Genomic DNA, 24,084 nt, shown 5'->3' on the forward strand with positions numbered 1-24,084 from the left:
AGCTCCCCCGTGTCACGGGGGAGCATCTTCACTCCCGCCGCAGGATCTTGTCCGTCAGCACCTTGCCCAGCATCCCGGCGCGGAAGGTCTTCTTCATCGCGACCGGATCGTAGTCCTCGCTTTCGACCCACTCGCTGAAGGTCATCCCCTTCGGCTCGCCCCGCTCCAGATACTGCTCGAACACGTAGTCCAGCACGCCGGTGTTGCCGTGCTTGATGTGCAGGTAGCGCGGTCCCAGCTGCTTCATCGCCTCGCGGATCGGCTGGCCCAGGCGATAGTGAGCGTAAAAGACGCTCATGATCCCCGCCCGGTCAGCGCCCGACTTGCAGTGCATCAGGGCCGGATATTCGATCGTCTCGAACAGTTCCTTCGCCCCCCGCACCCGCTCGCGGATCGGGACCTCGCGCGAGGTGATGGTGAAGTCGACGAAGTTCAGGCCCAGGCGCTGGCAGGCGTCCTTCTCCAGCGCGTAAAAGCTGCCGTCGAAGCCGCCGCGCAGGTTCACGATCGTCTTGATCCCCTGCTTCTTCCACCAGGCCAGCTGGAACGGCCAGGGCTGGTTGGCGCGCACCATCTCGGGGCTGATCCAGTGGGCGTTGGAGAAGCCGAGGCGCAGGTAAGCGTGGTCGTTCCACAGATAGTGGAGATAGGTCTTGAACCGGCCCCAGGGCGTGGTGAGGTCGAACTTGGCCAAGCGGGGCGATCCTTGCGAAATGCGCGGTCTAAGTAGGATAGAGCGGTCCGAAAGGCAAAACCGGCCCTTATGCTGTCGCTTTTACGGGCGAGTGCGTCCCGCAGAGCCTACCGGGTTCAGATGGACCATCTGAACCCGATGAGCAGGCTCTGAAACAAAAACACTGGAGCGCAAGCGCTCCAGGGTCCTTGACAGCCTCCGCGCGAAATCCGACCCCTCCCCCATGACCGCCCAGGACACCCCTGAACTCTCGAACCGCGTCATCGCCGCGCGGATCTGGCGCGAGTACCTACAGCCCCGTCGCAACCGGCTGGCCGCCGCCTTGCTCTGCGCCGTCGCGGTCGCCGGACTGAGCGCCGCCCTCGCCTACGTTCTGAAGCCGGCCGTCGATCATCTGATTTCGCATCCGCAGCCCGGCGCGCTGTGGCGCATCCCGCTGCTGATCGCCGTCATCGCGGTCAGCCGAGGCGTGTTCCAGGTGTTGCAGACCACCTCGATCAACCGCATCGGCAACGGCGTGGTCGGCGACATGCAGCTGCGGCTGTTCGGCCGGCTGATGCGCTCGGATCTCGCCCGCCTGCGCGGCGCGCACTCGGGCTCGTACGTCTCGTCGATGCTGTACGACGCGACCCTGATCCGCGAGGCGGCCACCAGCGGCGTGGTCAACTACACCCGCGAATTCCTGACCGTCGTCGGTGCGCTGGTGGTCATGTTCCAGCTGGACTGGCCGCTGGCCTGCGGCGTCCTGATCATCGGCCCCGTCTCCAGCCTGTTCATTCGGCGCTTCTCGAAGAAGACCACCAAGGCGGCCAAGGGCGCCATGGGCGAGACCTCCAACCTCTCCACCGCGATCATGGAGAGTCTGGACGGGGTCAAGATCGTCAAGATGGAGAACCGCGAGGCCTACGAGGAAGGCCGCGTGGCCGCCGTGATCGAGCGCCGCCAGCGACACCTGGTCAAGGGCTCGAACGCCAAGGCCATGGCCGCCCCGGCCACCGAAACCTTCGGCGCCCTGATCACCGCCGGCGTGCTGGCCTATGCCGGCTGGCGCGCGACGATGGGCCAGATGAGCGCGGGGGACTTCTCGGCCTTCCTGGCGGCCCTGGCGATGGCCCTGCAGTCGCTGCGTCAGGTGGCCAACCTGCAGACGGTGTTCAGCGAGGGCTTCACCGGCGCGCGCCGGCTGTTCGCCGCGCTCGACGTCGAACCGACCATCGTCGATCCGGCCGACGCCAAGCCGCTGCCAGCCGGCGACAGCGCGATCGCCTTGAGCCACGTCACCTTCTCCTATGGCGCCGACATTCCGGCCCTGTCGGACGTCTCGATCGAAGCGCGCCAGGGCGAGACCGTGGCCCTGGTCGGCCCGTCCGGCGGCGGTAAGAGCTCGATCCTGAACCTGATCCCGCGCTTCCACGACGTGAACGGCGGAGCTGTGACCATCGACGGCCACGACGTGCGGACGGTGACCCTGTCGTCCCTGCGCGACCGCATCGCCCTGGTCACCCAGGAGCCGTTCCTGTTCGACGACACCGTCCGCGCCAACATCGCCTACGCCCGCCCCGGCGCCAGCCAGCTGGAGATCGAGGCCGCCGCCCGCCAGGCCGCCGCCCACGACTTCATCCTGGCCCTGCCCGAGGGCTACGACACCCCCGTCGGCGAGGCCGGAACCCGCCTGTCCGGCGGCCAGCGCCAGCGCATCGCCATCGCCCGCGCCTTCCTGAAGAACGCCCCGATCCTGCTGCTGGACGAAGCCACCAGCGCCCTCGACACGGAGAGCGAGGCCCAGGTGCAGGCGGCGCTGGAACGGCTGATGGCGGGCCGCACGACGATCCTGATCGCCCACCGCCTATCGACGGTAAAGAACGCCGACCGCATCTACGTCATCGACAAGGGCCGCGTGGTCGAGACCGGCCCCCACGCCGACCTCGTTCGGGCCGGCGGGCTCTATGCTCGCCTGGCCAAGGCCCAGGACCTCGACCACGTTCCAGAGACGCCGGCGCTGGAGGGCGACGCTTGAGGCCCCTGCGTTCGCCGTTCGTGATCTGGCTACTGTCCTCGATCTTCGCCGGCTACTCCAAGCTCGTGTTCCGCACGCTGCGCATGACCGAGGAAGGTCGCGAGCAGGCGGAAACCGTATGGGCGCAAGGCCGCGAGACCGGCGTCGGGGCGATCCTGTGCTTCTGGCACTCGCGCATCCCGATGTCGCCGCTCAGCTGGCCGCAAAGCCCCGAGCGCCAGGACATGCGCGCCCTGATCTCGCGTTCCAACGACGGCGAGTTCATCGCCCGGACGGTCGAGAAGCTGGGCTTTCCGTCGATCCGCGGCTCCTCGGCCAAAAAGACCGATCTGGCCAAGAACAAGCACGGCGAGCAGGCCTTCCGCGACATGGTCAAGTGGGTGAAGGACGGCGGCGGGATCGCCATCACGCCCGACGGCCCGCGCGGCCCCGCCGAGCACATGGAGAAGGGCACGCCATCTCTGGCCCGGGTCACCGGCGCGCCGGTGATCTTCGTCGGGCTCGCCGCCAAGCCCTGTATCCGTCTAGGCTCGTGGGACCAGACCATGATCCCCCTACCCTTCGCCAAGGCCGCCATGGTCTGGGACGGGCCGACCGGCGCGGGACGCGGCGACGACCCCGACCAGTTGGCCGAGGACTGGGCCGCGCGCCTCTCCGCGGTCACCCGCCGGGCCGAAGCCCTGGTCGAAGATTGATCCGGCTCATGCTTGGTGGGATGTAGAGCCATGGCTCACGATCACGCCCGACACGCGCACGACGACAAAGAACATGGGCACGACCATGATCACCACGATCATGATCACGCGCACGGTCACGACCACCATCACCACGACCACGGCCATCACGGCCACAGCCACGCGCCCAAGGACTTCGGCCGCGCCTTCGCGATCGGCACCGCGCTGAACCTGGGCTTCGTGGTCGTCGAGGCGGCCGCCGGCCTGATCACCGGCTCCCTCGCCCTGCTGGCCGACGCCGGCCACAACCTGTCGGACGTGCTGGGTCTGCTGATGGCCTGGGGCGCGGCGGTGCTGGCCAAGCGCGCCCCCAGCCTTCGCCGCACCTATGGCCTGCGCAAGGGAACGATTCTGGCCTCGCTGGCCAACGCGGCCCTGCTGCTGGTCGCCGTCGGCGCGATCGCCTGGGAGGCCGTCCGCCGGTTCGCCGATCCGGAGCCGATCGAGACCGGACCGGTCATGATCGTCGCGGCCGTCGGCATCGCCATCAACACCGCCACGGCCCTGATGTTCATGAAGGGCTCGAAGGAAGACCTGAACGTCCGGGGCGCCTTCCTGCACATGGCCGCCGACGCCGCCGTGTCGGCCGGGGTCGTGGTCGCCGCCTTCGCCATGAGCCTGACAAGCTGGCTGTGGCTGGACCCCGTCGTCAGCCTGGCCATCGTCGCCGTCATCGTGCTGGGCACCTGGGGCCTGCTACGCGACTCGCTGGATCTCGCCCTCGACGCCGCGCCGCGCGGCATCGATCCCGCCAAGGTGCGCGCGTGGCTCGCCGCCCGCCCGGGCGTGTCCGAGGTCCACGACCTGCACATCTGGGCGATGAGCACGACCGAGAACGCCATGACCGCCCACGTCGTCCGGCCGCTGGACGAGGGCCACGACCAGTTCCTGCACGAGGCCTGCGCCGAGCTGGCCAGCAAGTTCAACATCGGCCACGTGACCATCCAGGTCGAGACCAGCCACGGGGCGCACGCCTGCCGCCTGGCGCCAGAAGGCGTGGTGTGACCCTGTCCCTGGGCCTCTACCGGGCCGCCACTGGCCTGCTGGAACCGATCGCGCCCGCGCTGCTGGCCCGCCGCGCCCGCCAAGGCAAGGAAGACCCCGCGCGCCTCGCCGAGCGTCTGGGACGCGGCGAGACCGCGCGTCCCACCGGCGCTCTGGTCTGGCTGCACGGCGCCAGCGTCGGCGAGAGCCTGTCGATCCTGCCGCTGGTGGAACGCCTGCGGCTTGAGCGGCCGGACGTCACGGTCCTGGTCACCTCCGGCACCACAACCTCGGCCGCCCTGCTGGCCAAGCGCCTGCCCGCCGACGCGATCCACCAATACGTCCCCGTCGACGCCCCTGGCGCGGCGCGGCGCTTCATCGCCCGCTGGAAGCCCGACCTCGCCGTCTTCGTCGAGAGCGAGCTGTGGCCTAACCTCTTGCTGGAGGCCAAGGCCGCCGGGACGCGCCTGGCCCTCGTCTCGGCCAAGCTGTCGGACCGCAGTTTCGCCCGCTGGAGCCGGCGTCCGGACGCCGCGAGCCAGTTGCTGTCGAGCTTCGACCTGATCCTGGCCCAGGACGCGCGCGCCCATCGGCGCTTCGAGTCCCTGGGCGGCAAGGTCGCCGGCGAGGCCGACCTGAAGTTCGGCGCGGCGCCCCCGCCCGTCGACGAACCGGCGCTCGCCGTCGAGCGCGCCCGCTTCCCGCGGCCGCCCCTGCTGATCGCCAGCACCCATCCCGGCGAGGACGAGATCGCCCTGGACGCCCTCGCCCTCCTTTCCGACCGGCCGCCGATCGTGCTGGCGCCGCGCCATGTCGAGCGAGGGCCGGCGATCGTCGCCGTGGCTCGGGCGCGGGGCCTCTCCGCCGTCCTGCGAAGCCAGGCCCCAGGCGAAAGCGCCGACGTCGTGGTGGCCGACACCCTGGGCGAAATGGGTCTGTGGTTCCGCCTAGCCGGGACCGCCGTCATCGCCGGCAGCCTGGTCCCCGACATCGGCGGGCATAATCCGCTGGAAGCCGCGCGGCTGGACTGCCCCGTGATCAGCGGCCCGTTCGTCGAGAACTGGGCTTCGGCCTTCGCGGGACTGGAGGCGGCGGAAGGCGTGGTGATGACCCCGCCGGAAGGTCTCGGGGCCGCCATCGCCGCCGACCTCGGCGCGCCCGCCGCCGCTCGCGAACGCGCCGCCCGCGCTCGTCGCTTCGTCGACACCCGCGACGCCGAAGCGCGCGCGGGGCTTTCCCGCATCCTCGAGCTGGTCCCCAAGATAGCCTCATGAAACTCGGCACCCCCCGCTGGTGGTACGTGAGGAGCGGCGGCCCCGCCCCGCTGACCCGCGCCCTACTCACTCCGATCTCGTGGCTTTGGGCGGCCTCGACCGCGCGCCGGATCGCCAAGGCCATACCCACCGAGGTCGGCGCGCCGGTGATCTGCGTCGGCAACGTCACCATGGGCGGCGCGGGCAAAACGCCGATCGTCCGCGAGCTGCTGCTAACCCTGAACCGTCGCGGCGTCGAGGCCCACGGCCTCTCGCGTGGCTATGGTGGCAAGCTGAAGGGGCCGGTCCGCGTCGACCCCACGCGCCACACGGCGGCCGAGGTCGGCGACGAGCCGCTGATGCTGGCTCAGGACTTTCCGATGTGGGTGGCCCGCGACCGCGCGGCCGGCGCGATCGCCGCCTCGGCCGCCGGGGCGGGCGCGATCGTCATGGACGACGGCCACCAGAACCCCAGCGTCCGCAAGGCGCTGTCCCTCGTGGTGGTCGACGGCGAGACGCGCGGCGGCGAGTGGCCGTTTGGCGACGGCCGGGTCTTCCCCGCCGGGCCGATGCGCGAGCCGCTGAAGGTGGGCCTGGCCCGCGCTGACGCGGTGATCGTGCTGCTGCCCGTGGACATGCCGCAACCCGACTTCGATCTCTTGGTGGAGTTCGGCGACATGCCGGTGCTGGTCGCGCGGCTGGAGCCCGCCGCGCCTGTACCCGAAGGTCCTCAGGTCGGCTTCGCCGGCGTCGGCAAGCCCTGGAAGGTGGAAAAGGCCCTGACCGCCGCTGGCTGCCAGCTGGTGGACTTCGCGCCCTTTCCCGATCACGGCGCCTATGACGAGGCGACGCTGAAGATGCTGGCCGATCGCGCCAAGGCCTATGACGCGGGCCTGGTCACCACCGAAAAGGACTGGATCCGCCTGCCGCCCGCCTGGCGCGCCCGGGTGACCCCCTGGCCCGTCCGCGCCCGCTTCGACGACGAGGCGGCGCTGGAGGAGCTGTTGGGGAAGGCGGGGCTCTAAAAATCCTCCCCCCAAGGGGGAGGAGGCCGAAGGCCGGAGGGGGAAGTCCTATTGAGCTTGCCTCTTCCCCCTCCGTCGACTGCGTCGACACCTCCCCCGCTGGGGGAGGATTTTGGGCGTCGCCTACCCCCTTACTTATAAACCACCCCGCCCTTGATCACCGACGTCACCCGCTGGAGCTCGGTGACGTCCTTCAGCGGGTCGCCCTTCACGGCGATCAGGTCGGCGGCCTTGCCAGGCGCCAGGCTGCCGATCTCGTTCGACAGCGAAAAGTGGTCGGCGGCGTTGACGGTGGCGGCCTGGATCGCCTCCAGCGGCGTCAGGCCCGCCTTGACCAGCAGGGCGAACTCGCCGGCGTTGTCGCCGTGGGCGGACACGCCGGTGTCGGTGCCGAACGCGATCTTGACCCCGCCCTCGTGGGCGCGGCGCGCCATGGCCAGCATCTTCGGGCCGGCGTCCAGCGCCTTGGCGGTCTGGGCGGGGGTCAGGAAGTTGTTGGGCCCCGAGGCGATCCGATAGACGAAGTCGCCGGCCATCAGGGTCGGGATCAGATAGCCGCCATTCTTCTTGAACAGCGCCATGCTCTCGGCGTCGAGATAGGTGCCGTGCTCGATCGAGTCGCCGCCGGCCCGCAGGAAGCTGTTGATGCCGTCGACGCCGTGGGCGTGGGCGGTGACCTTGCGGCCCATCTTGTGGGCGGCGTCGACGATGGCCTTCAGCTCGTCGTCCGAGAACTGTTGGGAAAGGCCTGCGGCGGTGTTGGAGAGCACGCCGCCAGTGGCGGTGATCTTGATGATGTCGGCGCCGTGCCAGACCTGCTCGCGCGTCGCCCGGCGGCAGTCGTCGGCGCCCGAGCAGACCGAGGTCGGCCGCAGCACGTGCATGACCTCGTCGGAGAAACCGTTGACGTCGCCATGGCCGCCGTGGATCGACACCGCCGAGCCGGCGGCGAGGACACGCGGGCCGATCACGTCGCCGCGCTTGATCCCCTCGCGCAGGGCGAAGATCGCCTGGTTCTCGGCGCCGAGGTCCGCGACCGTGGTGAAGCCCGCCATCAGCGTCTTGCGCGCATAGCCGGCCCCGATCATCGCCTGGTCGGCGGATGATTGGGTCACCTCGTCGAGGCGCGAGGTCGGGCCCTGCTGTCCGGTCAGGTGGACGTGGCTGTCGATCAGGCCGGGCAGGACGAAGCCGTCCTTCAGGTCGACCACGTTGCCGCCAGGTTCGGCGACATAGCCATCGACGACGCGGGCGACCTTGCCGTTTTCCAGGACCAGGGTCTTGGCCGTCTCGACCTTGCCCGTGGCCGGATCGGCCAGCAGTCGGCCAGCCTGGACGAAGACCGTTTCAGCATACGCGACCCCGCCCAGCGCCCCGGTCAGAGCCAGGACGCACGCGCCAGCCAGAAGTCGTTTCATTTAGCCCCTCAAGCCCCCGCCTTGCGCGCGAAGTCCCAGGCCCCCTTGGCCAGGACCGGCACGCGCGCCTCCATCAGCTGCGCATGGGCGCTGGCGGCGGTGCCGTCGCGGACGCGGCCGACGATGCCCTGGCAGATGCCGGCCAATCTGAAGAGGTTGTAGCTGAAATACCAGTCCAGCTCCGGCAGGCCGTCGCGGCCGGTGGCCTCGCAATAGCGCGCCACCGCCTGGGGGATGGTCGGAATGCCGTAGGTCTCCAGATCCTTGATCTCGGCCAAACCCCCGCGCTGGTCGGACGGCATCACCCAGTTCATCAGGAAGTAGCTGAAGTCGGCCAGCGGATTGCCCAGGGTCGACAGCTCCCAGTCCAGCACCGCGATCACCCGAGGCTCGGTCGGGTGTAGGATCATGTTGTCGAGGCGATAGTCGCCATGGACGATCGAGGTCTGGTCGTCGGCCGGCACGGTCTTGGCCAGCCAGTCGATCAGTCGGTCCATCTCTGGGATCGGCTTGGTCTCGGAGGCCTTGTACTGCTTGGTCCAGCGGTCGATCTGGCGGGTGAAATAGTTGCCGGGCTTGCCGTAGTCAGAAAGGCCCACCGCCGCGTAGTCGACGTTGTGCAGGGCCGCCAGAGTGTCGATCTGCGCCTCGTAGATCGCGCGCCGCTCGGCCGGCTGATAGTCCGGCAAGGTCCCGTCCCACAGGATGCGGCCCTCGACGTTCTCCATCACGTAGAAGATCGTGCCGATGACGTCCTCGTCCATGCAGAGGGCGTAGGCCTTGGCGACCGGGAAGTCGGCCTTGTTCAGGCTGGAGATCACCTTGTATTCGCGGTCGACCGCGTGGGCGCTGGGCAGCAGCTTGCCAGGCGGCTTGCGGCGCAGGACGTATTTCCGCGACGGCGTGACCAGCTGATAGGTCGGGTTCGACTGGCCGCCCTTGAACTGACGCACCTCGAGCGGCCCGGCGTAGCCCTCGACGTTGGCTTCCAGCCAGGCGGCCAGCTTGACCTCGTCGATCGCGTGGCGCGGGTCGACCGGCTTGGTGCCGGAGTTCAAGTCCTGGGCGGACTGTTCGGCGGCTTCAGCCATGGCGCGCTTCTCCCCAACGCTTGTTTGAAAGGGAGTTTAGAGGGTGGCGCGGCGTGTGCAAGACACTTACCCGTCACCCGCGAGGCGTCACGGGCATGAACAGCTCTGGATGTTGCCGCTTGAGATTGGCGCCGACGCGGCGAGAACCCTCGAGCGTGAAGTGGCTTCCGTCGAAGAACAGATACTTGCCGTCATTGGAGATGAGCGGACAGGTCCCGCCACCACATTGGGCGTCCATCGTGCTGATATAGTGGACCTCGGGCATGGACTTGGCGGCGAAGTGGGCCTTCAGAGCCGCGTCGTAAGCAGCCCTCTCCTCGACGCGATAGGCAGTGGCGAACCGGTTGATCCCCGAGACGCTGGCATGACGCCGCGCCTGGGCCGCCTTGGCGATGTTCAAGGCGTTCTCGGAGAATGACATCTTCGGCCCGAAGACATAGATCGGCGCGGCGGTGAGGGCGCGTAGACAGACGATCATGTCGTCTAGACCCGCGAGATCCAGACCGCCCCAGTTGTCATGCAGATAGATGGCGCTGGCGAGCTTCACATCGCTGCTGGTCAGAACCGTCCGCAGGCGCTCCGCGCACACGTCGGTGTCGGCCGGCTTTCCGGCGTCGTGGCCGAAATTGAAGCACTGGTAGTTGGTTTCGATCAGCTTGATCTTGCCCGGATAGCCGTTCTCCATCAGGGCATAGGCCAGATCATAGGCGTGAGAATTACCGACGATCAGGAGCTGGGCTCCCGCGCCCGGCTCGTCGAAGCGTGTGTTCAAGGCTGGCAGTTCGCGCCAGTACCGCCCACGTTCCGCCATCAGTTGATCCTGGGTCAGCATGGCGTAGGGGAAGCGCTCGGGCAGACCCTGCTTGCCCCAGACGTAGCCAGCCCCACCCACCAGCGCGACGGTCACGGCCAGCATGGCTCCCCAGGCGATCCTGTCCTTCTTCTCTAGTCTCGCTCGGAAGAGGCGCTCGATAAGCCACCAGCTGATGAAGCCGGCGACCAGGGCCGCCAGGACCAAGCCAATCTTGGCCCACCGCGTGAATTCGACGTCCGATTGCTTCAGATAGGCGACCATCGGCCAGTGCCACAGGTAGATCGAATACGAGGCCAGGCCGACCGCGACCAGAGGTCCAACGCCCAGGAGGCGCGAACCCAGGCTGGGTCCAAACCGGGGGGCGGCGATGATCAGGGCCGCGGCGAGGCAGGGCAGCAGGGCATTGAGGCCCGGAAAGCCCGAGCGCTCGTCCAGCAACAGGAATGAGGCCAACACCCCCAGCAGACCTAGCCCAGAGCAAAGGTTGGCCAAGAGAGGACTTGGCGCGGACCGTTCGCGCCACAGCAGGTGCACTAGAGCCCCGATTAGAAACTCGAAGGCGCGGGCTGGAGCCAGGAAATAGGCGCCGCCCCAGTTCCTTGCCACGCCGTACTGGCTGGCGAGGAGCGAGACGAGAGCCAGAAGGCAGATCAAGCTGATACGCGCGATCGGAGACTTCAATCGCAGGATCAGAATGAACGCGGCCGGCCAGACGAGGTAAAACTGCTCTTCGACCGACAGCGACCACACGTGCAGCAGCGGAAAAGCCGACGCATCCGGCGAGAAATAGCCCCCTGTGTTGTGCCAAAAGAAATGGTTCGAGAAGAGACCGACGGCCGCCAGGATGCTTTGGCCCATCAGGCTGTAGTCCGCCGGGGTTAGAACCCAGTACCCGCCCACGAGGGTCGTCAGCATCATCGCGTAGAGGGCTGGAAGCAGCCGCTTGGCGCGCCGAAAATAAAAGTCGCCGAACCGGAAGCTGGACGCCGTGACGCCAGCTTGAATGATGCGGGTGATCAGGAAGCCCGAAATCACGAAAAAGACGTCGACGCCGACGAACCCGCCCGAGGCGAGGCCCAGGCCCGCATGGTGTAACACCACCATCAAGACCGCGATGGCCCGAAGGCCGTCTATGTCGCGTCGGTAGTCCAGGCCAGCTGTACCGGGGGTCGGCCTGTGTAAGGCCGATGCGCCCATGTCACTCAACATCTTCACGCCTGGAGCAAAGCATCACAATGCCCGGCTGGTATCCGAAACCTACGTCAGGTTGCAACCCTCGGCGCTTCTAGCTCGTGATTATCGGCGAAATCAGGCCTGCCCCAGCGCCCGCCAGCCGATGTCGCGCCGATAGAAGCCGCCTTCCAGGCTAATGCTTCCCAGCGCGGCGTAGGCGAGGTCGCGGGCCTCGCCCAGGGTCACGCCGAGGGCGCAGACATTCAGCACTCGGCCGCCCGAGGCGACGAGCCGGCCCTCGAACTCGCGCGTCGTGCCCGCGTGGAAGACCACGACCTCGCCGCCGAAGTCCGCGTCGGCGCCCTGGATGCGGCCGCCGGTCTTGGGGGCGTCGGGATAGCCCTCCGCCGCCAGCACCACGCAGATCGCCGCCTCGTCGCGCCACTTCGGCGGTTCGGCCGAGGCCAGCTCGCCCTTGGCCGCCGCCAGCAGGATCGGCACGATGTCGCTTTCCAGGCGCAGCATCAGGGTCTGGCACTCGGGATCGCCGAAGCGGGCGTTGTATTCCACGAGCTTCGGCCCCGTGGGCGTCAGCATCAGGCCGGCGTAGAGCACGCCGACATACGGATTTCCCTCGGCGGCCATGCCCTCGACCGTGGGGACGATGAGCTCGCGCCAGGCCTGGTCGATCAAAGCCTCTGTCAGCACGGGGGGCGGCGAATAGGTGCCCATGCCGCCGGTGTTGGGGCCCTCGTCGCCGTCATAGGCGCGCTTGTGGTCCTGGGCCGCGCCGAACAGCACGGCGGTCTTGCCGTCGGAAATGGCGAACAGCGAGGCCTCCTCGCCGTGCATGAACTCCTCGATCACGACCCGCGCGCCGGCCGAGCCGAAGCGTCCGCCCAGCATGTCCAGCACCGCCGCGTCGGCCTCGGCCCGGGTCGCGGCGATCACCACGCCCTTGCCCGCCGCCAGGCCATCGGCCTTGATCACGAACGGCGCTTCCAGCGTGTCGAGAAAGGCGCCGGCCGAGACCGCGTCCTCGAACACGCCGTAGGCCGCCGTCGGCAGGCCGTGGCGCTGGCAGAAGTCCTTGGTGAAGGCCTTGGAGGTTTCCAGCTGAGCCGCGCGTTGGCTGCCGCCGAAGCAGGGGATGCCGACATCCGCCAGCTTGTCGGCGAGGCCGACCTCCAGCGCCGATTCAGGGCCGACCACCACCAGGTCCGCGCCGATCTCCTGGGCAAGGGCCGTCAGGCCATCGGCGTCGGTCGCCTTGACCGCCTTGAGCTCGGCGACCTTGCCGATGCCGGGATTGCCAGGGGCGGCGACGAGGCGGCCGCACAGCGGCGACTGGGCGATCTTCCAGGCCAGGGCGTGCTCGCGGCCGCCGGACCCGACGAGGAGGATGGTCAGCTTTTCCATGAGCGCGGGGTGTGACGCGCGGGCGACGGCGGGTCAAGCCATGCCTCGCCCCCGCCAGCCGTCATTCGCCCAAATCCTATAGCGAGAGGTGTCGCGCTGTTCGCCATGGATCGCGCCGTTTCTCTCCCGCGCGCGCTTTCTCTGGTAACTTCCTCGTCTTCTTGCCAGCCCCATGGAGCCAGCTCTGGCCGACCTTGATCTTTCAACCGATAGCCGCGGTGTGGATCGTGGTCCCGGCGCGCCGGGAAAGACGCAAGGACTCGCCGCGGCGCGACCGAGGCGGGATCGGACGCGCCTCTGGATTCTGGCGTTCACGGCCTACGGCTGGCTGGCCACCACCGTGTGCGCCGCGTGGTTCGCGCGGCGGTTCGCGGCCGCGCGGCATCAAGCGCTGAGCGTTTGGGACTCCCTGGCCTGGCAGGGATCGATCTACGCCGCCTGGCTGCCGGTCGCCCTCGTCGTGTGGCTGCTGCTGCGTCGGTTCGGTTCAGGATTGATCGGACTGCTCGCCCTCTACCTGGCCGGCGGGCTGATCGTACCGTTGGAAGCGCTGATCTCGGCGCTCATCAACACCACGCACGCCCCCGGTCCGGGGCTCGCGGTAAGCCTGATCGCGCGCCTCCCGATCTGCCTGCTGCTCTACACGGCGATCGTCGCCGTGGGCCTGGCGGCGGCGGAACATCGGCGAGCCCGCGAGGAGAAAGAGCGGTCGCTCGGGCTGGAGGTCGCGCTGGAGGTCGCGCGCCGAGCGCTCGCCCGAGCCGCCAGCCCCGGCGCGGCGCCGGACGAAAGGCTTACCGTGATGAGCGGCTCCCGACGGGTGCCGGTCAGGATCGGCGAGGTCGAATGGTTCGGCGGCGCCGACAACTACGTGGTTGTCCACTGGTCGGACCGGGAAGGGCTGCTGCGCGGCACGCTTCGGACGCTCGAAAAGCGCCTGGATCCCACGCTCTTCGCGCGCTGCCATCGCTCGGCGCTGGTCAATCTGGGGCGTGTCAGGTCCTTCGCCCCGCTGTCCGACGGCTCATGGCGCCTGACGATGGAAAGCGGAGCGGAGGTCGTGACCAGCCGCGCCTATCGACGGGAGCTGCAGGAACGGTTCGGCGCGTGAGGGCTCAGGCCGCGTCCAGGTCCAGCGAATAGCCGGCCGACCGCACGGTGCGGATCGGGTCGCCGTCGGACGAGCCGTTCAGCGCCTTGCGCAGGCGTCCGATGTGGACGTCGACGGTGCGGGCCTCGACATAGACGTCCGACCCCCAGACGGCGTCCAGCAGCTGCTCGCGGCTGAACACCCGGCCCGGATGCTGCATCAGGTAGTCGAGCAGGCGGAACTCGGTCGGGCCGAGGTGAATCTCCTTGCCGTTCCGCTTCACGCGGTGGGCGACGCGGTCGATCACGATGTCCCCGACGGTGATGCGGTCGTCGGCCAGGCCCGGACGGATGCGGCGCATCACGGCGCGGACACGCGCGGTCAGTTCGACCATCGAGAACGGCTTGACCACATAGTCGTCTGCGCCGGTGTCGAGGCCGCGGATACGATCGCTCTCCTCGCCGCGCGCCGTCAGCATGATGATCGGCACGTTGCGGGTCTCGGCGCGGCCGCGCAGGCGGCGGCAGACCTCGATGCCAGACACCTTGGGCAGCATCCAGTCGAGGATCACGAGGTCCGGCGCGCGCTCGCTGGCCAGGGTCAGGGCCTCCTCGCCATCGCCGGCGACCGCGACGCGGTAGCCTTCCTTGTCGAGGTTGTAGTGGAGCAGGGTGGCCAGGGCGTCTTCGTCTTCGACCACCAGAACGTAGGGTGTCACTTCAGATCGCCTCCAGCCTTACTGCGCCACGACGTCGAGCTTGGGGCGCTGGGACACCAGTTCCTCGCCGGTCAGCTCGAAGTGGATGATCTCGGCGATGTTGGTGGCGTGGTCGCCGATGCGTTCCAGGTTCTTGGCCACGAACAGCAGATGGGCGCAGGCGTTGATCGTGCGCGGGTCGCCCATCATGTAGGTGAGCAGCTCGCGGAAGATCGAATTGTAGTGCTCGTCCACTTCCTCGTCGCGGCTCCAGACGCCGATGGCGCGTTGCAGGTCCGAGGTGGTGTAGGCGTCCAGCACGTCCTTCAGACGGCCCTGAACCAGCTTGCCCATGCGCTCGATCGAGCGGGTCAGGGCGGTCATCGGGTCGGCCTCGGTCAGGATCAGCGCGCGCTTGCCGATGTTCTTGGCCATGTCGCCGCAGCGCTCGAGGCTCATCGAGATCTTCAAGGCGGCGACGGCGTGGCGCAGGTCCACGGCCATCGGCTGGCGGAGGGCGATCAGCTTGAAGGCCTTGCGTTCGATCTCGGCCTGCAGGGCGTCCAGGCGCTCGTCGCCCTGAACCACGGCCTGGGCCAGCGGGCCGTCGCGACGGGCGATGGCGGCGATGCAGTCGGCGACCTGGCTCTCGGCGATGCCCCCCATGCGGGTGACTTCCGCGGTCAGGTGGGCCAGCTCTTCGCCGTAGGATTTGACGGTATGTTCGGTCATGTCGGTGTCCCTCCCCGCCGGATCAGCCGAAGCGGCCGGTGATGTAGTCCTGGGTGCGGCTGTCGCGAGGATTGGTGAACATCTCCTCGGTCGGGCCGCTCTCGACCAGCTTGCCGAGGTGGAAGAAGGCCGTGCGCTGCGAGACGCGGGCGGCCTGGGCCATCGAGTGGGTGACGATGACGATGCAGAACTGGCTGCGCAGCTCGTCGATGAGTTCCTCGATCTTGGCGGTGGCGATCGGGTCGAGGGCCGAGCAGGGCTCGTCCATCAGGATCACTTCGGGCGAGACGGCGATCGCGCGGGCGATCACCAGGCGCTGCTGCTGGCCGCCCGAGAGGCCCGTGCCGGGCTGGTGCAGACGGTCGGCGACCTCGTTCCAGAGACCAGCCTTCTTCAGGCTGCTCTCGACGATGGCTTCCAGCTCGGCCTTGCCGGTGGCCAGACCGTGGATGCGCGGGCCATAGGCGACGTTCTCGAAGATCGTCTTCGGGAAGGGGTTCGGCTTCTGGAACACCATGCCGACGCGCGAGCGCAGGACGACCGGGTCGACGCTCCGGGCGTTGACGTCGGCGCCGTCGATCTCGATCGTCCCCTCGACGCGCGCCGAGGGGATCGTGTCGTTCATACGGTTGATGCAGCGCAGGAAGGTCGACTTGCCGCAGCCCGACGGGCCGATGAAGGCGGTGACCGACTTGGCCGGGATGTCCAGGTTGACGTCGAACAGAGCCTGCTTGTCGCCGTAGAACACCTTGACGTCGCGCGCCTTGATCTTGGGCTCGCCGACCGGGGCGGCGGCGCTGGCCGGAGGCACGGCGGTATGGATCACCGGCGTGCCGGCGGTGTCGTCGGGGCTTTGGACGGTCATGGCGTGTCCGCGCAGGAGAGGATGGGCGAGAGGGTTCAGGATCTGGGTCATGTGAAACCTACCAGCGGCGCTCGAAGCGGCGGCGCAGGATGACGGCCGCGGCGTTCATGACGATCATGAAGACGAGAAGGACGATGATGGCGGCGGCGGTGCGCTCGTGGAAGGCCCGCTCGGACGCGTTCTCCCAGATGAACACCTGCACCGGCAGGACGGTGGCCGCGCCGGTGAAGCCTTCCGGCACGCCCGGCACGAACGAGACCATGCCGATCATCAGGAGCGGCGCCGTCTCGCCCAAGGCGTGGGCCAGCGACAGGATGGCGCCGGTCATCACGCCGGGCATGGCCAACGGCAGCACGTGGTGGAAGACGGTCTGGGTCTTGGACGCGCCGACGCCCAGGGCGGCCTCGCGGATCGAGGGCGGCACGGCCTTCAGGGCCGAGCGCGTGGCGATGATCACCGTCGGCAGGGCCATCAGGGCCAGCACCAGGCCGCCGATCAGCGGCGAGGACCGCGGCACGTTCAGCCAGTTGATGAACAGCGCCAGGCCCAGGAGACCGTAGACGATCGACGGCACCGCCGCGAGGTTGTTGATGTTGACCTCGATGATGTCGGTCCAGCGGTTCTTCGGCGCGAACTCTTCCAGATAGACGGCGGCCATCACGCCCACGGGCACCGCGATCAGGGCGGTGATGATCAGCATCATGGCCGAGCCGACCACCGCGCCCAGCACGCCGGCCTGTTCGGGCTCGGTCGAGTCGGAGTTGGTGAAGAAGGCGAAGTTGAACCCAGACTTGATCGCGCCGGCCTTTTGCAGCTGGTCCAGCCAATCAAGTTGCTGGTTGTCCAGCTTGCGGTCCCCCTCGGCGGTCGAGCGCTTCAGCTCGCCCTTGAAATAGAGGTCTGCGTCGGCCTTCAGCGGGCCCGAGACGTCGACGGTCTTGCCGATCAGGCTCTGGTCGGCCTTCAGCTTGTTCAGCAGCTGGAAGCCGAAGTCGCGCGAAACCAAGTCCTGGACCTTGGTCGAGACCGTGCCCAGGTCGTCGTCTTGCACGCCCAGCTTCTTCATCACCGCCTCGGCGACGATGTAGTCGTAGTTGACGCCCGAAAGGTCGGACGTGTCGATGCGGTCGGGGTTCAGATAGACCGGCACGCTCAGGGTGTGGGTCTCGAACGTCGTGTAGCCTTGGGCCACGATCCGGCCGACCAGCACCACCAGGAAGACCATGGCGATGATGATCGCGGCGACGCCTTGGGCCTTGAACAGGCGCTCGGCGCGGTGACGCTTCTTCAGACGGTCGTCGGCGGCCGAGAAGGCCGAGCGCGGGGCGGCCGCGCCGAGGGTCGCGTCAGTCATATTGTTCCCGGTACTTCTGGACGATGCGCAGGGCGATGATGTTCAGGCACAGCGTCACCACGAACAGGGTGAGGCCGAGACCGAAGGCCGACAGGGTCTTGGGGCTGTCGAATTCCTGGTCGCCGGTGAGCAGGGTGACGATCTGAACGGTGACGGTGGTCACCGTGTCGAGCGGATTGGCGGTCAGCTTGGCCTGCAGGCCGGCGGCCATGGTCACGATCATGGTCTCGCCGACGGCGCGGGAGATGGCCAGCAGCATGGCCGCCATGATGCCCGGCAGGGCGGCCGGCAGGACGACCTTCTTGACCGTCTCCGACTTGGTGGCGCCCATGGCGTAGCTACCGTCGCGCAGGCTCTGCGGCACGGCGTTGATGATGTCGTCCGACAGCGACGAGACGAACGGGATCAGCATGATCCCCATCACGACGCCGGCCACCAGGGCCATCTGGTTCTGGACTTCCATCAGGTAGGTGGCGAGCGGGCCGGGCGGCAGGGCCGCGCCGATGGCGTTGAAGCCGGCGCGGAATATCGGGCCGACGGTCAGGGCGGCGAAGAAGCCGTAGACCACCGTCGGGACGCCCGCCAGGATCTCCAGCAGCGGCTTCACCACGCCGCGCACCGTGCGGTTGGCATATTCCGAAAGGTAGATCGCCGAGTAGAGGCCGATCGGCGCGGCCACCAGCATGGCGATCAGCATGATCAGGAAGGTGCCGGCGAACAGCGGCACGGCCCCGAAGGCGCCCGCCGAGGCGACCTGGTCGGCGCGCATGGCGATCTGCGGGCTCCACTCGGTCCCGAACAGGAACGAGATCGGATTGACGCTCTGGAAGAAGCGCCAGCTTTCCCAGACCAGCGACAGCACGATGCCCAGGGTGGTCAGCACCGCGGCCACCGAGCAACCGATCAGCAGCACGCCGATCCAGCCCTCGACCCGGTTGCGGGCGCGGAATTCGGTGGAGATCCTCGGGAAGGCCAGCAGGAAGCCGGCCAGGGCCAGCACGGCCGCGGCGGCCAGGATGCCGACCTTCAAGACGGTTTCGATGCGGCGGGCCTCGGCGACCTTGGCGTCGAGAGCGCCCTTCAGTTCGCCTTCGTAGGTCACCTCGCTGGGCGCCTTGCCGGCGGCGATCGCGCGGGCGTCGCTATAGAAGACGTCCTGACGGTCGACCTCCAGCGCCTGCACGGCGGCCGGACGGCTGGATTGCAGGATCGCGTCCTCGACGCGACCGCCGAACATCACGCCCAGCAACAGCAGCAAGGCGGCGGGCACGCCGGCCCACAGGGCGGCATAGGTCCCATAGTAGTTCGGCAAGGAGTGGAGGACGCGGGCGCGGCCTCCGGCGGCGGCCACGGCGCGACGACGACCGGCCACGAAGGCCGCCCCCGAGAACAGCGCCAGGACAAGGAGCGAAAGCCAGGTCAGCATGCGTGAAGCTAATCTTGCGCCAGTGTTTCGAAGGCTCCGCAGGATCGCGGCCTTCCCCCGGCCCCGATCTATGCCGGGCGGGCGCTGTGCTTATGCGACAGATAGATGACAGTTTGACGACAGCGCCCGGTTAACGCGCCGGAACCGCTCGAATCAGGCTTCGGAAGAGGCGGGGGCGGCGGCGGGCGGCCTGGCTTCCATGCCAGACTTGGACATGGGCAGGTAGACGCCGAAGGTCGCGCCTTCGCCCCGCGTGCTCTCGACCGTCAGACCGCCCCGGTGGCGGTTCATGATGTGCTTGACGATCGCCAGGCCCAGACCCGTGCCGGAGCGGTCGCCGCTTTTCTGACCCTCGACGCGATAGAAACGCTCGGTCAGGCGCGGCAGGTGCTCGCGGGCGATGCCCGGCCCGCGATCGGTCACGCGCAGGACGGCGTAGCGTTCGACTGGATCGTGGTCGGGCGTCAGCAGCGACATGCGGGCCGCCGCCGAGTCGCGCGGCGCCGCGGCGGCTTCGGCCGGCAAGCCCGGGAAAATCTCCACCCGCACCGCGCCCCCCCGGGGCGTGTACTTGATGGCGTTGTCGACCAGGTTCTGGATCACCTGAATGATCTGGTCGCGGTCGCCATCGACCACCGCCCCGCCGCGCGGCGGCAGGACCGGGTCGAAAACCACGGCCTTGTCCTTGGCCTGCGGGGCCAGGGCGTCGATCACGTCGATGGCGGCCATGGCGAGGTCGACGCGGCCCAGCGGCGCGATGTGCTCGTTCAGCTCGATCCGCGACAGGCTCATCAGGTCGTCGATCAGGCGCGACATCCGCTCGGCCTGGGCCAGCATGATGGCCAGGAACTTGTCGCGAGCGCCCGGATCGTCCTTGGCGTGGCCGCGCAGGGTCTCGATGAAGCCCGACAGCGAGGCCAGCGGCGTGCGCAGTTCATGGCTGGCGTTGGCCAGAAAGTCCGCGCGGGTGCGCTCGCTGCGTCGCGCGTCGGTCTCGTCGCGCAAGGCCAGCAGGGCCAGGCGCGATCGGCCAGGGGTCTCCTTCAACGGCCGGACATAGGCCAGCCAAGCGCGTCCCTGCGTTCCGCCGGTCTCGAACTCGACCAGGCCTTCGACGCCGCCGAACAGCGCCTCGTCGACCGCTTCCAGCACGCGAGGATTGCGCACGGCGGTGACCAGCAGCTGCCCGGGGTGCTGAATCTTGAACAGCTCCCGCGCGGCCGCGTTGGCGAACAGGAAGCGCCGACCGGTCAGGTCGTCGGCCTCCTCGGCGGCGATCACCATCAAGGGATCGGGCAGTCGGTCGAGGATGGCGGCGAAGGGCGGGATTTCCTCGCTTATGGCCACCGGCGTGAGCGGGGCGCCGCCCGCTGGAAGGGCTTGCCGCGCCTGATCGCGTTTCGCCAGCCAGTAGCCCGCCCCCGCGGCGCCGACCGCGGTCAGGGCGGCCGGAATCGGTTGCGCCAAGCCAAGGGCCATCAGCCCCAGGATCGCTCCTGGCCCCACCAAAATCGGCCAAAACGCGCTGGCGCGGCGTGTTTCAGGTCCGTCCGGGGACGTGTTCGCCAGCGGCATGGAGTGGCTCATGGTCTCGAGCGTGAAGCGATTCGACGAAGCAGATATGGCGCCCCGCCAAGCCATGCGATAGACGGTTGGCGCCTTAGTACGTGTCGCGAGCGAGACTCACCGCATTTTCGCCGCAACGTGACCCGAATTAGGTGCTCCGGTTTCTATCGAGGTGTCGTTCGTAATGCAGCGCAAGGTCCTGGTCGCGACGGTCGCGACCGCTCCTCTTCTGGCCATGGCTTTCGCCGCGTCGGCGGAAACCTCGGTCTCCACCGCGCGCACAACGCCGATCGCCACGAGCACGGCGACGGGCGCGGCGGCGGACGACATCCGCGTCACGGCGGACGGCTCGATCAAGCCGACCGCCGCCGGCGCGATCGTCACGATCGACAGCAACAACAAGGTGACCAACGCCGGGACGCTCTCGACCAACGGGGTCAACGATAGCGTCGGCGTGCTGATCATCGGCGGCAAGACGGGCGGCCTGACCAACTCGGCGACCATCTCCCTGCTCGAGGACTACACGCCCACCGACAGCGACAAGGACGGCGACCTGGATGGTCCGTTCGCCCAGGGCTCGAACCGCTTCGGGGTCCGCCTGACCAACGCGGGGACCTTCACGGGCAACATCGTCAACGAAGCCGCCGGCTCGATCAGCGTCGAGGGCAACAACTCCGCCGGCATGCTGCTGGAAGGTCCGGTGGTCGGAAACATCACCAACCTCGGCACTATCAGCGTCGTCGGCGACAACGCGCGCGGCGTGCGCATCGCCGCCCCGGTGACCGGCAAGGTCACGCTCGGGGGCGCGATCAATGTCCAGGGCGTCGGCGCGATCGCCCAGGACGTCGGCGCGAACATCAATGGCGCCCTGGTGCTGCAAGGCTCCACCAGCGCCACCGGCTACCGTTCGACCTCTCGCCCGAGCACGCTGGACGCTCTGAACAAGCTGGACGCCGACGACCTGCTGCAAGGCGGGCCAGCCGTGCGGGTGGCCGGCGACGTCTCCGGCGGCGTCCTGCTGCAAGGCTCCAACTATTCGACCAAGGTCGGCGCGGACGGCAACACCGTCATCACCAATGTGACGTCCAGCACCAGCGGCACGTCGAGCATCAGCGTCTTTGGCTCCGCGCCCGCGCTGCAGATCGGCTCGACGACCCAGAACGTGACCCTGGGCGCCGTCGGGACCGGCGACAACGCCTTCGGCCTGGTCGCCAAGGGCTCGATCAGCGCGGCCGGCGTCTATAACGGCGTCACCGCCACCGGCGTTTCGATCGGCGCCGGCGGTGGTCGCACGACCACGCTCGCGGGCGGCCTGCGCAATGACGGGCAGATCACCGCCAGCAGCTATGAGGCCAACGCCACCGGCGTGATCCTCAATAGCGGCGCGATCGCCGACCAAGTGCTGAACCGCGGCTCGATCGCCGCCGCCTCGTCGTCCTTCGCCAGTTCCGGCGTGACCGCCACGGCGCGGGCCCTGGTGTTTGGCGCGGGCTCCAGCGCCTCCACCCTGAACAACGCCGGCACGATCAGCGCCTCGCGCACTGGCGAGACCGGCGACGCCGTGGCCGTGCTTGACCAGGCCGGCACGCTGAAGACGATCACCAACACCGGCACGATCCGCGCCGCCCTCGCCGCGCCGCAGTTCAAGGCCGACGGCACGACGACCACGGTGACGGCGGGCGGCCAGGCGATCGCCCTGGACCTTCGGGCCAACAATTCGGGCGTGACCTATACCCAGGCGGGCCCGTCCAGCTTCACCTCGACGACCACCTTCCCGAGCACCGACACGACGACCAGCGCCGACACCACCACGGCGACCGTGACGCCCACCACCGTGGGCGATGTGCTGTTTGGCGGCGGCGCCGACACGCTGAATCTGTCGAGCGGCACCTTGGTGGGCGCCATGTCATTCGGCGCCGGTCAGGACCGCCTGTCGATCACGGGCGGCGCGGTGGCCCTGGGCAAGCTGTCCGACAGCGACGGCCGGCTCGACATCTCGGTGGCCAACGGCAGCCTGGGCATCCTGAACAGCGAGACGATCAACGTCAGCAGCCTGAACATCGGTTCCACCGGCAAGGTGCTGTTCTCGGCCGACTCGGCTGGGGCGGTCACCAAGCTGGTCGTTTCCGGCTCGACCAACATCGCGTCCGGCGCCGAACTGGGCATCCGGCTGTCCAATCTGGTCACGCAACCTACCAGCTTCACGGTAATCCAGGGTTCGAACATCAGCACCGGCACGTTCGGCAACGGCCTTACCGCGCAATCGCCGTACCTGTACGTCGCCACCACCCGCGCCGACACCAACAATGTCTATATCGACGTGCGTCGCCGCACCGCCGCCGAGATCGGCTTCAACAAGGCCGAGACCTCGGCCTATGACGCGGTGTTCTCGGCCCTGGGCCAGGACTCGGCCCTGGCCGGGACCTTCCTGAACCAAAGCAACCGCGACGGTTTCCGCGACCTCTACGACCAGATGCTGCCCGACCAGGGCGAGGGCCTGTTCGCGGCCCTGCAGTCGGTCAACCAGCAGGTCTCGGCCGCGACCATGTTCCGCCCCGATCCGGGCGACCGCTATGGACCCGACAGCCTTTGGGTCCAGGAAATCACCTCGCTGACCCGCCGCGAGACGGGCGAGACCCTGGGCTCGGACACCCAGGCGTTCGGCTTCGTCGCCGGCTACGAGGCCATGGGCGACGCGGGCGGGGCGCTGGGCGTGACCCTGGCCTACGCCAGCCTCGAGGAGCATGACACCGTCGCCAAGGTGGGCGAGCACACCACCGCATCGTTCGTCCAGACGGGCGCCTACTGGCGTCGGTCGGTGGGCGGCTGGCGCTTCAACGCCGGCGGCGGCGTGGGCTACGGCTTCTTCACCGGCGACCGTCGCTTCATCGCCCCGGACACCAATGGCGACGGCGTGGCCGACCTGGTCCTGAAGAACACCGCCGACTGGAAGGGCTTGACCAGCAACGCCTACGCGGGCGTCGCCTATGAAGCCAAGATGGGCCGCTTCTTCGCCCGTCCCGAAGGCCGCGTGGACTATGTGTGGCTGCGCGAGGGCAAGCGCGCCGAATCCGGCGGCGGCAAGGGCTTCGACCTGACCGTCGGCAAGCGCACCTCCAGCAACCTCAGCGGCGAGCTGGGCCTCGTTCTCGGCGCGGACTTCGGCAAGACCGTTTGGTGGCGCCCGGAAGTGCGCGTCGGTTATCGCCAAACCCTGGCCGGTTCGGTCGGAGACACCGTCGCCAACTTCCAGGGCGGCAATCCGTTCACCCTGGCGGCCCTCAACGACAAGGACGGCGCGCTCACCGCTGGTTTCGCCCTGCGCGCCGGCACGCCGATGTCGTATCTGGCCCTCGAAGGCGGCGTCGAGGCCACCAAGAAGCAAAAGCGCTACAACCTGCGCCTTGCCGGTCGCGCGATGTTCTAGACCCAGCGATTCGGCGATCTCGGATGAAAGGGGCCCGCGGCACGCGCCGCGGGCCCCTTTTGCATTCCCAGCGCTTTGCGCCCCCGAGCGCGCCCTCCCCTTCGCCGCTGGATCGCGGCGACCGGAACTTGTCCGTAAACGGATTATTGTCGCTTTAGGTGCTTGGATTCCCGAGAGGATTCAAAGGATCTTCGGACCACCTGGCCGCGCCTTGCAGAAAAACTCTTGGTCGGCTTTCCCAAATCTCTATTCCGTAACTAGGGATAATGGTTTTCCCTAGCTCGGCAGGTCGGCCCGCCCCGCGG

At 68.3% G+C, this 24,084-nt stretch carries 18 protein-coding genes and 1 pseudogene; 8 read left to right on the forward strand and 11 right to left on the reverse strand.

Annotated features, from left to right (window positions below; translation table 11 throughout):
* Positions 1 to 28 precede the first annotated feature (28 nt).
* Entirely contained in the window at positions 29 to 694 is a 666-nt protein-coding gene (locus J2728_RS04810; RefSeq protein WP_309997075.1) for a tyrosine-protein phosphatase, read from the reverse strand.
* A gap of 223 nt (positions 695 to 917) precedes the next feature.
* On the opposite strand from J2728_RS04810, the gene J2728_RS04815 reads away from it, so the two are divergent.
* The 6 genes and pseudogenes from J2728_RS04815 to J2728_RS04840 all read left to right on the forward strand — a co-directional run.
* Positions 918 to 2,711: an ABC transporter ATP-binding protein gene (locus J2728_RS04815; protein ID WP_309997077.1), complete on the forward strand. Its 1,794-nt coding sequence runs from the start codon at positions 918 to 920 to the stop codon at positions 2,709 to 2,711.
* Positions 2,708 to 3,406, forward strand: coding sequence for a lysophospholipid acyltransferase family protein (locus tag J2728_RS04820; RefSeq protein WP_309997078.1), 699 nt, complete (start codon positions 2,708 to 2,710; stop codon positions 3,404 to 3,406). Before J2728_RS04815 ends, J2728_RS04820 begins: the two co-directional genes overlap by 4 nt.
* Positions 3,407 to 3,436: 30 nt before the next feature.
* Positions 3,437 to 4,450 (forward strand): cation diffusion facilitator family transporter, encoded by a 1,014-nt coding sequence (locus J2728_RS04825; RefSeq protein ID WP_309997081.1) that lies wholly within the window; start codon positions 3,437 to 3,439, stop codon positions 4,448 to 4,450.
* Positions 4,420 to 5,703, forward strand: a complete 1,284-nt coding sequence (locus tag J2728_RS04830; RefSeq protein ID WP_404979715.1) for a 3-deoxy-D-manno-octulosonic acid transferase — start codon at positions 4,420 to 4,422, stop codon at positions 5,701 to 5,703. The genes J2728_RS04825 and J2728_RS04830 overlap by 31 nt, the downstream gene beginning before the upstream one ends.
* The gene (lpxK, locus tag J2728_RS04835; protein ID WP_309997085.1) at positions 5,700 to 6,707 is read left to right on the forward strand and encodes a tetraacyldisaccharide 4'-kinase; all 1,008 of its coding nucleotides are present in this window, start codon (positions 5,700 to 5,702) and stop codon (positions 6,705 to 6,707) included. Before J2728_RS04830 ends, lpxK begins: the two co-directional genes overlap by 4 nt.
* An 8-nt stretch (positions 6,708 to 6,715) precedes the next feature.
* Positions 6,716 to 6,814, forward strand: a pseudogene (locus tag J2728_RS04840) (hypothetical protein); the annotation flags it as partial.
* Positions 6,815 to 6,838: 24 nt separating this feature from the next.
* Here the strand turns inward: J2728_RS04840 and J2728_RS04845 are convergent.
* The 4 genes from J2728_RS04845 to purD form a co-directional block, all read right to left on the reverse strand.
* Positions 6,839 to 8,125, reverse strand: coding sequence for a metal-dependent hydrolase family protein (locus tag J2728_RS04845; RefSeq protein WP_309997086.1), 1,287 nt, complete (start codon positions 8,123 to 8,125; stop codon positions 6,839 to 6,841).
* 8 nt (positions 8,126 to 8,133) lie between these two features.
* Entirely contained in the window at positions 8,134 to 9,216 is a 1,083-nt protein-coding gene (locus J2728_RS04850; protein ID WP_309997089.1) for a phosphotransferase, read from the reverse strand.
* A gap of 73 nt (positions 9,217 to 9,289) precedes the next feature.
* Entirely contained in the window at positions 9,290 to 11,239 is a 1,950-nt protein-coding gene (locus J2728_RS04855; RefSeq protein ID WP_309997092.1) for an acyltransferase family protein, read from the reverse strand.
* Between the two features lie 99 nt (positions 11,240 to 11,338).
* Positions 11,339 to 12,622, reverse strand: coding sequence for a phosphoribosylamine--glycine ligase (gene purD, locus J2728_RS04860; RefSeq protein WP_309997094.1), 1,284 nt, complete (start codon positions 12,620 to 12,622; stop codon positions 11,339 to 11,341).
* Between the two features lie 172 nt (positions 12,623 to 12,794).
* Here purD and J2728_RS04870 point away from each other — a divergent pair, with 172 nt between their 5' ends.
* Positions 12,795 to 13,733, forward strand: a complete 939-nt coding sequence (locus tag J2728_RS04870) for a LytTR family DNA-binding domain-containing protein (protein ID WP_404979705.1) — start codon at positions 12,795 to 12,797, stop codon at positions 13,731 to 13,733.
* A gap of 4 nt (positions 13,734 to 13,737) precedes the next feature.
* Here the strand turns inward: J2728_RS04870 and phoB are convergent, their stop codons facing one another.
* The 6 genes from phoB to J2728_RS04900 all read right to left on the reverse strand — a co-directional run bounded on the left by phoB (position 13,738) and on the right by J2728_RS04900 (position 20,361).
* Positions 13,738 to 14,430, reverse strand: a complete 693-nt coding sequence (phoB, locus tag J2728_RS04875) for a phosphate regulon transcriptional regulator PhoB (RefSeq protein WP_013080924.1) — start codon at positions 14,428 to 14,430, stop codon at positions 13,738 to 13,740.
* A gap of 18 nt (positions 14,431 to 14,448) precedes the next feature.
* Positions 14,449 to 15,141 carry a phosphate signaling complex protein PhoU gene (gene phoU / locus J2728_RS04880; RefSeq protein WP_309997098.1) on the reverse strand — a complete coding sequence of 231 codons (693 nt, stop codon included), beginning with the start codon at positions 15,139 to 15,141 and terminating at the stop codon, positions 14,449 to 14,451.
* Positions 15,142 to 15,163: 22 nt separating this feature from the next.
* Positions 15,164 to 16,006, reverse strand: a complete 843-nt coding sequence (gene pstB / locus J2728_RS04885; protein ID WP_309997589.1) for a phosphate ABC transporter ATP-binding protein PstB — start codon at positions 16,004 to 16,006, stop codon at positions 15,164 to 15,166.
* Between the two features lie 58 nt (positions 16,007 to 16,064).
* Positions 16,065 to 17,360 (reverse strand): phosphate ABC transporter permease PstA, encoded by a 1,296-nt coding sequence (gene pstA / locus J2728_RS04890; RefSeq protein ID WP_309997099.1) that lies wholly within the window; start codon positions 17,358 to 17,360, stop codon positions 16,065 to 16,067.
* Positions 17,353 to 18,786 (reverse strand): phosphate ABC transporter permease subunit PstC, encoded by a 1,434-nt coding sequence (gene pstC / locus J2728_RS04895; RefSeq protein WP_309997101.1) that lies wholly within the window; start codon positions 18,784 to 18,786, stop codon positions 17,353 to 17,355. Before pstC ends, pstA begins: the two co-directional genes overlap by 8 nt.
* 153 nt (positions 18,787 to 18,939) lie before the next feature.
* Positions 18,940 to 20,361 (reverse strand): sensor histidine kinase, encoded by a 1,422-nt coding sequence (locus J2728_RS04900; protein WP_309997591.1) that lies wholly within the window; start codon positions 20,359 to 20,361, stop codon positions 18,940 to 18,942.
* 163 nt (positions 20,362 to 20,524) lie between these two features.
* On the opposite strand from J2728_RS04900, the gene J2728_RS04905 reads away from it, so the two are divergent.
* Positions 20,525 to 23,779, forward strand: a complete 3,255-nt coding sequence (locus J2728_RS04905; RefSeq protein WP_309997104.1) for an autotransporter outer membrane beta-barrel domain-containing protein — start codon at positions 20,525 to 20,527, stop codon at positions 23,777 to 23,779.
* The last annotated feature ends 305 nt before the right edge of the window (positions 23,780 to 24,084 follow it).

This window comes from Caulobacter segnis (assembly GCF_031454995.1).
GTDB classification, from domain to species: domain Bacteria; phylum Pseudomonadota; class Alphaproteobacteria; order Caulobacterales; family Caulobacteraceae; genus Caulobacter; species Caulobacter segnis_E.

Excerpts from the sequence above, each read along its gene's own strand:
- purD (WP_309997094.1), bottom strand. The coding sequence starts at position 12,622 with ATGGAAAAGCTGACCATCCTCCTCGTCGGGTCCGGCGGCCGCGAGCAC.
- phoU (WP_309997098.1), bottom strand. The coding sequence starts at position 15,141 with ATGACCGAACATACCGTCAAATCCTACGGCGAAGAGCTGGCCCACCTG.
- J2728_RS04825 (WP_309997081.1), top strand. The coding sequence starts at position 3,437 with ATGGCTCACGATCACGCCCGACACGCGCACGACGACAAAGAACATGGG.
- J2728_RS04855 (WP_309997092.1), bottom strand. The coding sequence starts at position 11,239 with ATGTTGAGTGACATGGGCGCATCGGCCTTACACAGGCCGACCCCCGGT.
- lpxK (WP_309997085.1), top strand. The coding sequence starts at position 5,700 with ATGAAACTCGGCACCCCCCGCTGGTGGTACGTGAGGAGCGGCGGCCCC.
- pstC (WP_309997101.1), bottom strand. The coding sequence starts at position 18,786 with ATGCTGACCTGGCTTTCGCTCCTTGTCCTGGCGCTGTTCTCGGGGGCG.
- pstB (WP_309997589.1), bottom strand. The coding sequence starts at position 16,006 with ATGACCGTCCAAAGCCCCGACGACACCGCCGGCACGCCGGTGATCCAT.
- J2728_RS04850 (WP_309997089.1), bottom strand. The coding sequence starts at position 9,216 with ATGGCTGAAGCCGCCGAACAGTCCGCCCAGGACTTGAACTCCGGCACC.
- J2728_RS04870 (WP_404979705.1), top strand. The coding sequence starts at position 12,795 with ATGGAGCCAGCTCTGGCCGACCTTGATCTTTCAACCGATAGCCGCGGT.
- pstA (WP_309997099.1), bottom strand. The coding sequence starts at position 17,360 with ATGACTGACGCGACCCTCGGCGCGGCCGCCCCGCGCTCGGCCTTCTCG.
- J2728_RS04900 (WP_309997591.1), bottom strand. The coding sequence starts at position 20,361 with ATGCCGCTGGCGAACACGTCCCCGGACGGACCTGAAACACGCCGCGCC.
- J2728_RS04815 (WP_309997077.1), top strand. The coding sequence starts at position 918 with ATGACCGCCCAGGACACCCCTGAACTCTCGAACCGCGTCATCGCCGCG.
- J2728_RS04845 (WP_309997086.1), bottom strand. The coding sequence starts at position 8,125 with ATGAAACGACTTCTGGCTGGCGCGTGCGTCCTGGCTCTGACCGGGGCG.